This is a genomic window from Streptomyces sp. S6 (assembly GCF_054880855.1).
Genome location: NZ_JBTYMC010000181.1, coordinates 1 through 13,604, shown reverse-complemented (window position 1 = coordinate 13,604; position 13,604 = coordinate 1). Strand labels below are relative to the sequence as shown.

The window sequence follows — 13,604 nt, the reverse complement described above, 5'->3', positions numbered from 1 at the left end:
AAGGTGGGCCTCAACACGACTCGCCTGCTGATGGCGTCCGGTGACGTCATCGTCGGCTACCTCCTCCTCAAGGGTGCCGCCGTCGCCACCGAGAAGCTGGAGACCGCCTCCACCTCGGACAGCTCCGGCACGGCACCGGTCAACTCGGCCTCCCGCGGGGCGCGTCGCGAACACCCGACAGGATAGCCAAGGGTGACCGAACCACCACGTCCAGTGCAAGAGGGTGGCGACACAGCCATTCAGAATGAGTACTACTCATTGAGCGGGTCCAACTCGACGAACTTCCCTCCTCAAGCCCACTACCTGCGACAACTCGTCGAAATACGTATCACCGACGTTACCTCGTCGAAAAAATAGGTCTGCCTATCATCTTGACCTCTCCACTCCCTTACCTCGATAAATGCAACTCATGAGACCCCTTCGCAAAGGAGCGAGGCCGGTGAGAGCGCTCACTGCGGCAGCCGTCGTCCTCGCGGCAGCGGCAGCTCTGCCCGCCCAGCCCGCTTACGCGGCGACGACGAACTTCTACGTCGACCCGGTCGGCGGCAGTGACACCAACCCGGGAACGGGCACCGCCACGGCGTTCAAGACGATCCAGGCCGCCAGGAACGCCGTCCGGGCCGTCAACGCGAACATGTCCGACGACATCGTCGTGAACCTGCGCGGCGGCACCTACCCCCTCACCGCCCCGGTCACCTTCGGCACCGCCGACTCGGGCACGAACGGCCACAAGGTCGTCTACCAGGCGTACAGCGGCGAGACGCCGGTGATCACCGGCGGCAAGGCGATCACCGGCTGGACGGCCGCCTCGAACGGCGAGTACAAGGCGTCCGTCGGCTCGCTCGACTTCCGGCAGCTGTACGTGGGCGGGGTCCGCGCGACCCGGGCCCGCTTCCCCGACATCGGCTCGGACTTCCAGCTCAGAAGCAGCGACAAGACCGACAAGCTGCTGAAGGTGCTCGGTTCGCAGGTCTCCGACTGGAACCATCTCGACCAGGTCGAGATGATGCTGGAGACGCAGTGGGGCGAGAGCTACCTGCGGCTGAAGTCGATCAGCTCCGGCGGCGGCACCGCGAACGTGTCGATCCAGGACCGTGAGGCGGGCATCATCTTCCAGCGCCCGTGGCCGCAACTGTCCGACGGCTCCCCCCTGCACTTCGAGAACGCCCACGAATTCCTGAACGAGCCGGGCGAGTTCTACGTCGACAGAGCCGCCCAGACCGTCTACTACAAGCCCCGCCCGGGCGAGGACATGTCCACGGTCGACGTGCAGGCACCCGTCGTGGAGACCTTGTTCGACGTCAAGGGCACGAACCTCGACAGCCCCGCGCACGACCTGCGCTTCTCCGGGCTCACCTTCACCCGGACCACCTGGCGGGACCCCAGCGTCAACGGCTACCTCAACGGCCAGGGCGGCAACTACAACCTCTCCGCCGACAACTCCAACAGGCAGTACGTCGGCCGTCCGCCGGCCGGCGTCCAGGCGTCGAACGCCGACCGCCTCTCCTTCACCGGCAACACCTTCACGCAACTCGGCTCCACCGCCCTCGACCTGCACCACGGCGTGCACGACAGCGCCGTCACCGGGAACCTGGTCCACGACATCTCCGGCAACGGGATCATGGTGGGCAAGTTCTCCGACCCGGACGTGGAGTTCCACACCGTCTACAACCCGCCCGCCTCGCCGGCCGGGGAGGACGTCCGGGAGGTGGTCAAGAACGTCACCGTCAAGAACAACCTGATCACCCGGACCGGTGAGGACTATCCCGGCACCGCGGCCGTCAACGCGGGGTTCGTCAACAGCACGGTCATCGACCACAACGACATCTCCGACGCCCCGTGGGCCGGGATATCGCTGGGCTGGGGCTGGCAGCTGGAGGCCAACGCCGAGGGGAACAACAGCGTCAGCTCCAACCGGATCGGCAACGTGATGAACCGGCTGTGCGACTCCGCCGGCATCTACCACCTCTCGAACGACCCGGGCACGGTCGTCGGCGGCAACTACATCCACGACGTGGTCCGTTCGCCGTCCGCGTGCGGCTCCCCCGTGCACGGCATCTACCTGGACGAGGGGTCGGACAACATGACCGTCTCGAACAACGTGCTGTCGCGGACCGACGGGTTCGTCAACCAGAACCGCAACGGCTCCCACGTCACCGTCACCGGCAACACGACGTCCGGCGACGCGGTGATCAAGGCGTCCGGCCTCGAACCCGCCTACCAGGGACTCGCGGCGAAACTGAACCTCGCCCACGGCAGGGCGGCGACCTCGTCGTCGGTCTACGGCTCCGGCTGGTCGGCCGGGAACGCCGTCGACAATGACGCCTCGACCGGCTGGTCGCCGACCGGGAGCGACTCCTCGGCGTGGTGGCAGGTCGACCTCGGACAGGCCTACCAGCTCGGACAGTTCGCGCTGACGACCCGCCAGGACCTCGACCAGTCCGCGACCCGCGGCAACTTCGAGGTCCGCGCCTCGAACGACCCGTCCTTCGGCACCTACACCGTGGTCGGACGGCAGACCGACACCCTGCCGTTCGCCTCGACACTCACGGGCAACATCGACGTCCGCCAGAAGTTCCGCTACGTGCGGGTCGCCAAGACCGACGGCGCGTACTTCTTCATCACGGACTTCAGCGTGCAGCAGGCCGGCGGAGCGCTGAAGGCCGCGACCGGGCAGCCCGCCGTCGACCCGTCGGCGTACTACACGTTCAAGAACGCCGACAGCGGTCAGGTCATGGACGTCAGCGGATGGTCCGGCGCCGACGGCGCGAGCGTCGTCCAGTGGCCGGCCACCGGTGGCGCCAACCAGCAGTGGAGCATCGTCCCCGTCAGCGGGCAGCTCTACCGGATCGTCAACCGCAACAGCGGCAAGGTCCTCGACATCAACGGCGGCAGCCCGTGGCGGGGGACGACGCTCCAGCAGTACACCTACGCCGGCGGCAACAACCAGCTCTGGTACTTCGAGCAGACCGCCGGCGGCTACCTCGTCCGCAACTTCGCGAACCGGCAGATCCTCCAGGTGAAGGACGGCTCGACGGCGAACGGGGCCGCCGTCGAGCAGTGGATGCCGCTGAACCACTCCCACCAGGTGTGGACGATCCAGTGACGAGGTGAGCTCACACAGCGGGAGGCGAGGTGAGGCGGTAGAACGTGGTCGCGGTCCCCGCGAGGATCGCCGAACTCTCGGCGCCGGAGCAGTCGTCGAGGAGTTCGTCCACCGTGGCCGCCCACCGGCTCCACCCGCCCGCGAGGTTCGCCACCGGCCAGTCCGAGCCGAACATCAGACGGTCCGGGCCGAAGGCCGAGAGGAGGACGTCCCACACGGGACGGATGTCGGCGGTGGCCCAACTCCCGTGGTCCGCCTCGGTGATGAGCCCCGACACCTTGCACACCACCTGCGGATGCCCGGCGAGCCGCCGCAACCGGCGCTCCCAGTCGCCCAGTTCACGGGAAGCGATCGGCGGCTTGCCGGCGTGGTCGAGCACCTGCGGCAGCTCCGGGAACCGTTCGGCGAGCCGGACCGCCTGGTCGAGCTGGTGGCTGCGGACGAGGACGTCGTACCCGAGCCCCCGGTCCCGGACCGCCGCCAACCCCCGCTCGACGTCCGGGCGTTGGAGCCAGGCCGGGTCCGTCTCGCCCTGGACGAGATGCCGCAGCGACCGCAGGTACCCGCCGCCCGGACCGGCGAGCAACCGGTCGAGGACGTCCCCGATCGCCGGGGACGTCAGGTCGGCCCAGCCGACGACGGCCCCGATCAGCGGCTCCCGCTCGGCGAGCGCGAGCAGGTCCCGCGTCTCGGGCACGTCCGGCATGCACTGGACGGCCACCGTGCACCGCAGACGGCGGCCCGCGACGGCCCGCAGGTCGTCCGGGGTGAAGGTGCGGCGGATCACCGCGAGGGCCGGGTCGTCGAGCCAGGGCTGCGGACGCAGGGCGAGGTCCCACAGATGGTGGTGGGCGTCGACCAGCAGGGCTGCGGGGCTCACCGCGGCTCTGCTGGCGGGCTCAGGTGCCAGACCTCGGGGATCTCCGTCCACTGCCGCCCCTCGCCCCGGTCTGGCCACGGCTCCTGGCAAGGATCCGTGAGCTTCCACCACTCCCGCGTCTCCGGGTCGGCTTCGAGCGTCGCCATGTCCGCCTCGAAGTCGTCGCCGTGGTACTCCAGGTAGGCGAACAGCACGTCGCCGTGGAGGAAGATACTGAACTCCCGTACGTTCGCCCGGTGCAGGGCGGCCTCGACGCCGGGCCACACGGCCGCGTGGAGTGCGAGGTACTCCTCGCGGCGCTCGGGCCGGAGCCGGATCGTCTGGGCGATGCGTCTCGTCACGCGCTCTCCTCGGAGTCGAACGGCGTCCGGTAGCTGGGGACATGGGCGCGCAGCCGCAGCCGCAGGGTGAGCCGGATCCGGGTGGACGCAGGCAGACGGACCGTCAGGAAGGCGCCGTCGCCCGCCTGTTCGGCCTCGGTGACGGCGGGCTCGGTGTGCCCGTAGTCGTACATGTCCCCGATCCAGCCGTCGTCCGCGCAGACCGTGTACCGGACGGCGGTGATGTCGTGCTCGGCGAACGCGCCGGCCTGGACGGTCACCGTGCGCGCGGTCTCGGGGGCGAGGTTGACGAGTTCGACGGTGGTCGCCTCCGGGTCGATGGAGGTGACGAGCGCGGCGACGTCCGGCGGCAGCCCGGCCCGGCGGGCGTCCGTGTCGTGGTAGCGCAGCCGGGCCTGTTGCAGTCCGCCGTTGTACAGCACCTGCGGGCCGCCCCAGGTGAGCTGGACGAGGGCCTCGGTGGCGACGGGGTTGCACTGCTGCCACACGTGGATGTCGGCCTCGGGCACGTCGAGGCCTCGGTAGCGGTCGATGCGCCGCAGCCGGTGGCGGACCTGGGCCTGTGCGGTGGCGAGGATCCGCTCGGGGTAGCCGGGGTCGTCGCCCGCGAGGAACGCGAACCACGCCTTCTCGTGCCCGGACTCCTCCTTCGCACGGAACGGCCGCACGGTGCGCCAGTCGATGCCGTCGGCCTCGCGCAGCCGCTCCAGCCGGACCCGGTCGGCGCCGGAGCCCGTGTGGTGCCACAGCGCCACCGGGACGGGCGCGGTCGCCGGGTTGTAGTCGAACCAGCCCGAGTCGTTGTGCCGGAACGGCAGATGCGGCGTGGGCAAGTGGCTCTCGTCGGGGCCGAGTTCGACGGCCCACTTGGAGGGGAGGCTGGAGTCCGCCTCGGTGTACGGCATCACCTTCGCGTGCCCGATGAGGGTGTCGAGGGTGGTCGTGACGAGGCCGAGGTGGCCGTCGTCCCCGGTGACCGTCGCCGCGGCGAGCGCCGCCACGCAGGCCGCGTGCCCCACGCTGTGCCAGCCGTGCGGCCAGGACCAGCCGTAGTGGCCGCCGTACCAGCGGCCCTCCAGCAGGCTGCCGACGACGCCGTCGGGGCCGGCGTTGTCCGGGAGGAGGCCGCCGTTCGTCTCGGTGCGCTCCCGCCAGGCGCCGACGTACTCGGTGATCCAGTCGCGGTAGCGCTCCTCGCGGGTCAGGATCCAGGCGTTGAGGACCAGCCCGGCCGCGGCGAGGTTGACGGCGGTGTCGCCGACGCCCGTCCGGTCCCGCATCTGCGCGCCGAGGCGGGGATCGGCGTCCAGGGGGAACGGGCCTTTGCCGTCGCCGGCTTCGGGGATCCACTCCAGGGGGTAGCCGTAGGTGTCGGCCTCCTTCTGGAGCCAGGGGTAGACGTCGCCGTCGAACAGGCCGGTGCGGTCGGGGTCGCTGCCGTTGTGCGGGCGGGTGATGATCCGGTGCTCGGGGTCGTAGTTGCCGTGGGCCGGGTCGACGTACAACTCGGCGAAGCGCAGGGCGCGTTCACGCCAGCGGTCGGGGGCGGCCATGCACAGGAAGTAGAGCAGCAGCAGGCTCTCGCCCTGGTGGAACCAGTCGTAGCCGCGCTCGAACTCGCCCTTCAGCATGCCCAGTTCGGTGAGCTGGTGGGTAACTCCCTCCCAGTGCCGCTCGCTTGCGGACAGCAGGTCGTCGGCGCCGCCGAGGAGGTAGAGCTGGGGCCAGTTGAAGAACACCTCGTAGAAGTCGTCCACGCCGTCGCGGGTGGTGAGCGGGCCAAAGTAGGTGAGGCGTCCGTCGGGGCCGGTGAAGTCGCGGGCGAAGCGCCGCCAGGCGTGGTCGAGGAGGTCGAACAGGGACCGCTGGGCCACGGCCCAGCCGGGCGGCTGGAGCAGCGGCACGGTCGCCTCGATCTCGGGTGCGGGGACCGGGCGGCCGGCGGAGCTGTGGGGCATGAGGGATCTCCGTTCGGAGGGGACGGCGGGCCGGCTGTTCGCCGGTGGCGCCTATTCCTTGGTGGCGCCGGCGAGCATCCCGCTGACCAGGAAGCGCTGGGCGAAGAGGAAGACGATCAGTACGGGGGTCACGGCGAGGAGCGTCGCCAGGGCGAGCTGCGGGCGTTCGATCGCGAGGTCGCCGACGGCCGGGTTGAAGGACGGCACGTTGCTGAGCAGGTTCGCGACGCCGACCTGGATGGGCATCTGGCTGCTCTCGGGGAGCATGACGTAGGGCAGGAAGTAGTTGGTCCAGTTGGCGACGAAGCTGAAGAAGCCGACGAGCGCGACGACGGGGGTCGCCAGCGGCAGCGCGATGTGCCAGAAGACGCGCAGCTCCGAGCAGCCGTCGATGCGGGCGGCGGCGAGGAGGTCCTTCGGGACGGCGGTGGTGAAGTAGATGTAGGTCAGGTACACGCCGAAGGGGTAGAACGCGTACGGCAGGACGATCGACCACATCGTGCCGATCAGCTGGACCGCGTTGAGTTCCAGGAACAGCGGCACCACCAGTGTGGCGTTCGGCATGAGCATCACGACGAGGGTCGCGATCAGCAGGGCGCGTCTGCCGCGGAACTCGGTCATGGCCAGGGCGTATCCGGCGGGGACGGCGACGGCGAGGGTGATGACGAGGGAGACCGCCGCATACAGCGCGGAGTTGCCGAGCCACTGGGTGACGGCGTTGTCCTGGAACGCGGTGAGCGCGTCCCAGTTGTCCTTGAGCGCGCCGAAGGAGCCGAAGGACAGCGGGTTGCCGTGGACGAGTTGCCGGTCGGTCTTGGTCGCCGCGAGGACGAGCCACAGCACCGGCAGCACGAAGAAGACGAGGAAGGCCGCCAGGACGGATCCGGCGAGCAGCCGGGAGGGCAACTGCCGTACCGGCAGCCGTCGTCGGGATCGGCTCATGGTTTCCCGTTCCGGGTTCGCGGTGGCGACGGCCGACGCGGGGGCGGTCGGCGCCGGGGTTTCAGTCGGCATCGAAGAACCCCGACCGTGCGACGAAGACGGCGGCGACCGACACGCTGACCACGAGGAGCTCCACCGAGACGGCGGCGGCGCCGTTGACGTCGTTCATCTGGAACGCGAAGTCGTACGTCAGCTGGTTGAGCGAGTAGTCGCGGCCGGCCACTCCCACGCTCGCGAGGGACAGCAGCTGCGGTTCGACGAAGAGCTGGGCGCCGCCCGCGAACGCCAGGATCACCATGTACACGATCCACTTGCGGAGCATCGGGATCTGTACGTGCCAGGCGGTCTGCCAGGCGCCCGCGCCGTCGATGCGCGCGGCCTCCATCACGTCCGTGGGGATGTTGTTGAGCGCGCCGTACATGACGACGATCCAGCCGCCCGCGCCGGTCCAGAACGCGACGACCGTGAACAGCAGGGGGAGGTTGCCGGGGGCGATCACCTCGCCGAAGGTGTCGAACCCGAGCACGCCGAGCAGTGAACTGACGGGGCTCACCGTCGGGTCGAGCATGAACAGCCACACCAGTACGCTCGCGGCGCCGGCGAGCGCTCCCGGGATGTAGTAGAGGAAGCGCAGCGCCTTGCCGAGCGGCCCCGAGGCCAGGCGGTGCAGCATCAGCGCGAGCGCCACCACGAACACCACGAGGGACGCCAGCCAGAAGAGGAGGTAGAGGGCGACGTGCAGGGCGGCGTCCGCGAAGCGGAAGTCCTGGGCGGTGGTGACGAAGTTGTCGAAGCCGGTGATCTTTCCCCCGGCGTCGGTGAAGGCGAAGTAGACCGCGTAGCCGGTCGGCAGTACGCCGAAGGCGATCAGCAGGACCACGTAGGCGGCGACGAAGGCCAGGCCGGCCCGGCTCTGCCGGGCGGTGCCCCGGGAGCGCCGGGCCGAGGGCTGGGTGAGGGTCACTGGGAGACCTGGTATCCGTTGGACTTGGCGTACTTGACGATGGAGTCCTGCCAGGCCGGGAGCATCGAGACGATGGTCTTGCCCTGGGTCAGGCCGGGTTTGACGGTGGCGGCCCAGATCGCCTCCTGGCTGAACTGGCCCGAGCCCCAGTCGGGCCAGACCTGGGTGGAGGCGTTCTTGAGGGCGCTCAGGTCACTGGCGTAGTAGCCGGAGGCGCCCTGTCCCTTCAGCCAGGTCTCGGCCGCCGGGGCGTAGGCGGGGAAGCCCGGTGCCACCTTGCCCTGGTAGGCGCTGTCGGTGGTGACCCAGGTCAGGAAGTCGGTGGCGGCCTTGAGGTGTGCGGAGTGCTGGGACAGCAGCCAGGTGCCGCCGCCGACGTTGCCGGTGGAGGGGGAGGTCTCGCCCTTCCACTGCGGGATGGGGGCCACCGCGATCCGTCCCGCCGGGATCTTGAGGGTGTCCTTGAACACGGCGCCGCCGTACCAGGCCGGGCCGGGCATCATCAGGATCTTGTCGGCCCGGTTCTTGCCGAAGTCGGTGCTGAAGACCCCGCTGACGGACATGGACCTGTTCTTGATCAGGGTGTCGAGGAGGCCGGCCATCTTCGTGCAGGCCTCGCTGGTGGTGTTCACCGAGACGGCTTTGGGGCCGGTGATGTGGTTGGCGCCGCACTTGCCCGCCCACAGGTAGATCTCGGGGGTGAAGGAGTCGCCGGCGTCGCCCACGAGGTAGCCGGGGTGCTCCTTGGCGACCTTCTCGCCGAGCTGCTGGTACTCCTCCCAGGTCGTGGGGACCTGGTAGCCGAACTTCTTCAGCAGCGGGGCGTCGTACCAGAGCACCGCCTGGGAGAGGTCGTTGCGCAGGCAGTGGAGGGTGCCGTCGACCTTGCAGACGTCGTTGGCGCCGTTCGCGAACCCCTGGAGGGTGGCGGCGGGGACGAGGCCCTTGTCGAGGGGGGCGGCGAAACCGGCCTGGACCGCCCAGGTCACCTCGTTGTTCTGGGAGCTGAACACGACGTCCGGCCAGCCTTTTTTGGTGCGGTTGAAGAGCTGCACCTTGGTCTGGAGGTAGTTGGAGCCGTTGGCGTCGCCGTCGTAGGTGACGATGTCCAGCTTCACGTCGGGGTGCTGCTTCTGGTACAGCTTCGCGGCCTGGACCCGGGTCGCGTCCACCCAGACGGTCAACGTGCCGTCCTTCTGGGGGACTTGGGCGAAGCCGTCCTTGTTCGTGGTGCGCTCGGTGCCTCCGCCGCCGCAGGCGGTCAGGGTCAGTGCGGCGGCCACGCAGCCGGCCAGCAGCGCCGCGTGCCTCCTGCCGGACGACTTCTCTCTGCGGGGCGAGAGCTTGCTGACGGTCATGTGCGACTCCACTGGTTTCACAGGGCGCCCCGGGCGGATCGGCGGGTGGGGCGAGGACGAGGCGACGCCAGGCCGTGGAGGCCGGGCGCCGGTGACCGTGGACGGCCGTGCCGCTTGCCGTCGCCGAAGAAATTAGCCGCCCCATCGAGGGGATAGTCAAGGGCTTGTGCAGCACTATTGCCGGTGGATTGCGGGCGACGGCGCCGAGGAGGAGCGCTAAATATCCGCTTCACCACCGTAAATGACCATGCCGCTCCTCCCTCATGGCGAGGATCTGCCTGCATGATGAGTACGACTAATCGGAGCCTGGGCTACGATGAGCCCGGCTCCAGAGCGGTCAGCCGCTCCGTCGCGTCAGCCAGGAGGCAGGACAGATGAACGACACGCCCGCGGCCCAGGCGGCCCCGCCGACGCAGGTGCCCGCGCCGGCGGTGAACGGCGGGCAGGCGCGGGGGGAGTACCGGCCCGGGTACGAGGTCGTGGCGGAGCGGATCCTCGAATTCATCGCCGAGTCCCGGCTGGTGGCGGGCGACCGGCTGCCCACGGAGAACGACCTGGCGCAGCGTCTCGACACCAGCCGGGCAGTGGTGCGGGAGGCGGTGAAGATCCTTTCGGCGCTCGGCCGGGTCCGGGCCCACAAGGGGCGCGGGCTGTTCGTCGCGGACGACGAGGGCATGCTCGTCACCAGCCGCTGGGGCGGCTTCTTCCGTCCCGTCGACCTCGATCACGTGCTGATGCTGTTCGAGTTCCGCCGGGTCCAGGAGATGGCCGCGAGCAGTCTGGCCGCCACCCGTGCCACGCCCGCCGAGCTGCGGACCGTCGAGGTGGCCGTGCAGCAGTGCCGGCACGGGTTCACCCATGGCCAGGTCGAGGTGTTCAACCAGGCGGACGAGGACTTCCACATGGCCGTCGCGGCGGCCTCGCACAACACGTTCCTCGTCAGCGCCGTGCGGGACGCGCGCCGGCTGCAACGGCAGTCCAGCGCGATCGGGATCCACGACCGTCTCGGCGAGAACACCGCGTCCGCCGTCGAGGAGCACGAGCTGATCTACCGGGCCATCCGCGACGGCCGTCCCGACGAGGCGGCCGAGGCCACCGCCGCGCACCTCGACCGGACGCTGGAGGACTACCGGCGCGAGATCCAGCGCCGCCTGTTCGGCTGACGGCTCCGGCCGGTCCCCTCCACGGACAAGGGGCTCTGCCGGATCTCTCCGGCAGAGCCCCTTGCTCCGACTTCTTCAGTCGGGACGACAGGATTTGAACCTGCGACCCCTTGACCCCCAGTCAAGTGCGCTACCAAGCTGCGCCACGTCCCGCAGCGTTCGCGCGGCCGGTGACCGCGTGAACACGCAGGTAAACCTTACCGCACAGGAGCGGGTGCCTTGACCGGGGCGGGGTCGGGGACGGGGACGGCGGGGCGACGGGCGGGGACGAGGAGGGCCGCGAGGGCGGCGGCCAGGCACAGGAGGGTGAGCAGGGTGAACCCGTGGGTGTAGCCGCTGCCGTAGGGCAGGCCGGAGGGCTGGAGGCGGCCGGTGACGAGGACGCCGGTGACGGCGGCGCCGATGGAGCCGCCGATGGTGCGGATGTTGGCGTTCATGCCGGTGGCCGCGCCGGTCTGGGCCGGCGGGACGCTGGCGACGATCAGGTTGGCCATGGAGGCGAACGCGAGGCCGATGCCGAGGCCGAACACGCCGGCGACGAGGGCGACCTGCCAGCGCGCGTCGTGCCACAGCGTCAGGAAGCCGAGGGCGAGCGCGCCGAGCCCGGAGCCGGTGACGAGCAGCGCCTTGGAGCCGACGCGCGGGGCGAGCCGTCCGCTGAGCATGCCGGAGACGAACATGGCGACCAGCATCGGCACCATGAGCAGCCCCGACGCGGTGACACCGGCGCCGAAGCCGTACCCGGCGCTCACGGGGGTCTGGACGAAACCGGGGAGGAAGGACCAGATCGCGTACATGCCGGCGCCGAACAGCAGGGCGGCGAGGTTGGTCGTCCACACGGCGGGCAGCCGCATGATGCGCAGGTCGATCAGGGGGCTCGCGGAGCGGGACTCGGCGTACAGCCAGGCGGCGGCGAGCACGGCGGCGAGGCCGAACAGGCCGAGCACCCGGGCCGAACCCCAGCCCCAGACGCCCGCCTGGCTGAGCGGCAGCAGCAGGGCGACGAGCCATCCGGACAGCAGCACCGCGCCGAGCCAGCTCACCGTGCCGGAGGCCCGGTCGGCCGACTCGGGGACGTACCGCGCGGCGATCAGGGCGGCGCCCGCGACGATGGCGACGGGTATCCAGAACAGCCACCGGTAGTCGAGGGCGGAGACGATCGGCCCGGCGGCGACCATGCCGACGCCGCCGCCGGCGGCGATGACGGCGGACAGGGCGCTGATGCGGCCGGGGACGTCCTGCGCGGCGAACTCGTCGCGGATGATGCCGAAGGAGAGCGGGAAGAGCGCGCCGCCGGCGCCCTGGATCACCCGGGCGAGGATGAGTACGCCGATGTCCGGGGCGAGCGCGGCGAGCAGGCAGCCCACGAGGACGGCGCCCAGGACGGCGACCAGCGTGCGTTTCCTGCCGACGAGGTCGCCGACGCGGCCGAGGATCGGGGTGAACACGGACGCGGAGAGCAGGTAGGCGGTCATCACCCAGGTCGCCGTCGACTGCGAGGTGTGCAGGGCGTGCTGGATCGTGGGCAGGGCCGGGGCGATGAGCGACTGGAGCATGGCGAACACGCCCGCGCCTGTCGCGAGGACCGCGAAGGTGAGACGGGAGGACGAGCGAGGCATGAGAGGACCTCTCGAATGGTAAAGTGGAGGCACCCCTCCACACTAGCGGAGGGCTACCTCCACTTCAAGCGATTCCGGAGGTCGACCTCCGCTTCACTCTTTCGGCCCAGGGAGGCCACCGTGTCCGCCCACCCGTTCCCGATCACCGCGATCGTCGCCGCCCAGCGCCCGCACCGGAAGGACGCCGCCCGCAACTACGACGCCCTGCTCGCCGCCGCGCGCGAGGCGTTCGCGGAGAACGGCGCCGAGGCGTCCCTGGAGGACATCGCGCGCCGCGCGGGCGTCGGCATCGGCACCCTGTACCGCAACTTCCCCACCCGCCGCGCCCTGTTCGAGAGCGTCTACGCCGACGAGGTCAACGCACTGTGCGAGGCGGCCGTCGAGGCGTCCGGCCTCCCCCCGTGGCCTGCGGTGGCGACATGGCTGGAGAGCTTCACCGCCTACATGGTCACCAAGCGCGCGGTGCGCGAAGCACTGGAGGACGACTCCGAGATCTTCGACGCCTGCCGCGAGTCCCTCTACGCCGCGGGCGGCCCGCTGTTCACCCGCGCCCAGGAGGCGGGCGAGGCGCGCGCCGACATGGAGTTCGCGGATCTGCTGCGCCTGGTCGCGGGCGTCACCGCCACCCATTTCCCGGACGACGCGCAGCGCGACCGCGTTCTCGGCATCGCTCTCGACGGAGTCCGCAAGACCCCCTGACCCTTTCCTGGTCACCCCAAGATCGAAACAAGGAATTTTCCCCGGCGGCCGGCCGTCGGGGCGATTCCGCGTTCCTTTTCGGACATGCGCGGCCATCCGAACGCATTTCCCGCCACCCCCCGTGTTTCGGTGACGTGAGCCCCGGGTGAACGGCGCCTGCCCGCACCACGATTGGCCCGATTTCCGCCCTGCTGCCCCCTGACCTGCGTCTGACCGAATCGGAACGACAGCCCGCGCGGTTATTGACCCGCGAGTAATAACCGCACTACGTTTCCAGCGTTTCCCACACGCGCGTCAAAAGACAGACCGGTGTTTCCCTGGTGCGCCCTGCCCGATCGGCACGGCCGGGGAAACCGTTGTCCGGCCCTGCCGTTTTCCGCTGTCCCCGCACCCCCACCGTGCAGTTTCCTCCTCCTTGTCGCATTTGATTCTGGAGAGACATGACGCCCGCTGTGCGCCCCGAGGACCTGGTCATCGGAATCACCCCGTTCGGCGTGCCGGACGCCGGACTCGCCCTCGCGCTCGCCCGGTCCGGCGCCCTCGGCGTCCTCGACCTCGGCGACGGCGGCCGTGG

The 13,604-nt window shown here is 70.1% G+C and carries 10 protein-coding genes, 1 tRNA gene and 1 pseudogene; 4 read left to right on the top strand and 8 right to left on the bottom strand.

What is annotated here, in order from left to right; genetic code table 11:
* Window positions 1-126: pseudogene (locus tag ACVNF4_RS23020) on the top strand (acyl-CoA dehydrogenase C-terminal domain-containing protein); the annotation flags it as partial.
* 313 nt (window positions 127-439) lie between these two features.
* A complete protein-coding gene (locus tag ACVNF4_RS23015) occupies window positions 440-3,106 on the top strand; it encodes an RICIN domain-containing protein (RefSeq protein WP_461804764.1) in 2,667 nt (888 codons plus the stop codon).
* A gap of 10 nt (window positions 3,107-3,116) precedes the next feature.
* Here the strand turns inward: ACVNF4_RS23015 and ACVNF4_RS23010 are convergent, their stop codons facing one another.
* The 6 genes from ACVNF4_RS23010 to ACVNF4_RS22985 form a co-directional block, all read right to left on the bottom strand.
* Entirely contained in the window at window positions 3,117-3,986 is an 870-nt protein-coding gene (locus ACVNF4_RS23010) for an amidohydrolase family protein (RefSeq protein WP_461804763.1), read from the bottom strand.
* Window positions 3,983-4,327 carry an L-rhamnose mutarotase gene (locus ACVNF4_RS23005; protein WP_461804762.1) on the bottom strand — a complete coding sequence of 115 codons (345 nt, stop codon included), beginning with the start codon at window positions 4,325-4,327 and terminating at the stop codon, window positions 3,983-3,985. Before ACVNF4_RS23005 ends, ACVNF4_RS23010 begins: the two co-directional genes overlap by 4 nt.
* Window positions 4,324-6,285, bottom strand: coding sequence for a hypothetical protein (locus tag ACVNF4_RS23000; RefSeq protein ID WP_461804761.1), 1,962 nt, complete (start codon window positions 6,283-6,285; stop codon window positions 4,324-4,326). Before ACVNF4_RS23000 ends, ACVNF4_RS23005 begins: the two co-directional genes overlap by 4 nt.
* Before the next feature lie 51 nt (window positions 6,286-6,336).
* Window positions 6,337-7,227 carry a carbohydrate ABC transporter permease gene (locus ACVNF4_RS22995; protein ID WP_461804765.1) on the bottom strand — a complete coding sequence of 297 codons (891 nt, stop codon included), beginning with the start codon at window positions 7,225-7,227 and terminating at the stop codon, window positions 6,337-6,339.
* Window positions 7,228-7,288: 61 nt separating this feature from the next.
* On the bottom strand, window positions 7,289-8,191 hold the full coding sequence (locus ACVNF4_RS22990) for a carbohydrate ABC transporter permease (RefSeq protein ID WP_461804760.1): 903 nt from the start codon (window positions 8,189-8,191) through the stop codon (window positions 7,289-7,291).
* Window positions 8,188-9,549, bottom strand: a complete 1,362-nt coding sequence (locus ACVNF4_RS22985) for an ABC transporter substrate-binding protein (protein WP_461804759.1) — start codon at window positions 9,547-9,549, stop codon at window positions 8,188-8,190. The genes ACVNF4_RS22990 and ACVNF4_RS22985 overlap by 4 nt, the downstream gene beginning before the upstream one ends.
* A 374-nt stretch (window positions 9,550-9,923) precedes the next feature.
* Here ACVNF4_RS22985 and ACVNF4_RS22980 point away from each other — a divergent pair, with 374 nt between their 5' ends.
* A complete protein-coding gene (locus tag ACVNF4_RS22980) occupies window positions 9,924-10,712 on the top strand; it encodes a FadR/GntR family transcriptional regulator (protein ID WP_461804758.1) in 789 nt (262 codons plus the stop codon).
* Between the two features lie 79 nt (window positions 10,713-10,791).
* Here ACVNF4_RS22980 and ACVNF4_RS22975 read toward each other — a convergent pair.
* Window positions 10,792-10,865, bottom strand: a tRNA-Pro gene (locus ACVNF4_RS22975).
* 44 nt (window positions 10,866-10,909) lie between these two features.
* Window positions 10,910-12,331 carry an MFS transporter gene (locus ACVNF4_RS22970; RefSeq protein WP_461804757.1) on the bottom strand — a complete coding sequence of 474 codons (1,422 nt, stop codon included), beginning with the start codon at window positions 12,329-12,331 and terminating at the stop codon, window positions 10,910-10,912.
* A gap of 120 nt (window positions 12,332-12,451) precedes the next feature.
* Here ACVNF4_RS22970 and ACVNF4_RS22965 point away from each other — a divergent pair, with 120 nt between their 5' ends.
* The gene (locus ACVNF4_RS22965; protein ID WP_461804756.1) at window positions 12,452-13,030 is read left to right on the top strand and encodes a TetR/AcrR family transcriptional regulator; all 579 of its coding nucleotides are present in this window, start codon (window positions 12,452-12,454) and stop codon (window positions 13,028-13,030) included.
* Window positions 13,031-13,604: the final 574 nt, after the last annotated feature.

Excerpts from the sequence above, each read along its gene's own strand:
- ACVNF4_RS22985 (WP_461804759.1), bottom strand. The coding sequence starts at position 9,549 with ATGACCGTCAGCAAGCTCTCGCCCCGCAGAGAGAAGTCGTCCGGCAGG.
- ACVNF4_RS22980 (WP_461804758.1), top strand. The coding sequence starts at position 9,924 with ATGAACGACACGCCCGCGGCCCAGGCGGCCCCGCCGACGCAGGTGCCC.
- ACVNF4_RS22995 (WP_461804765.1), bottom strand. The coding sequence starts at position 7,227 with ATGAGCCGATCCCGACGACGGCTGCCGGTACGGCAGTTGCCCTCCCGG.
- ACVNF4_RS22970 (WP_461804757.1), bottom strand. The coding sequence starts at position 12,331 with ATGCCTCGCTCGTCCTCCCGTCTCACCTTCGCGGTCCTCGCGACAGGC.
- ACVNF4_RS23000 (WP_461804761.1), bottom strand. The coding sequence starts at position 6,285 with ATGCCCCACAGCTCCGCCGGCCGCCCGGTCCCCGCACCCGAGATCGAG.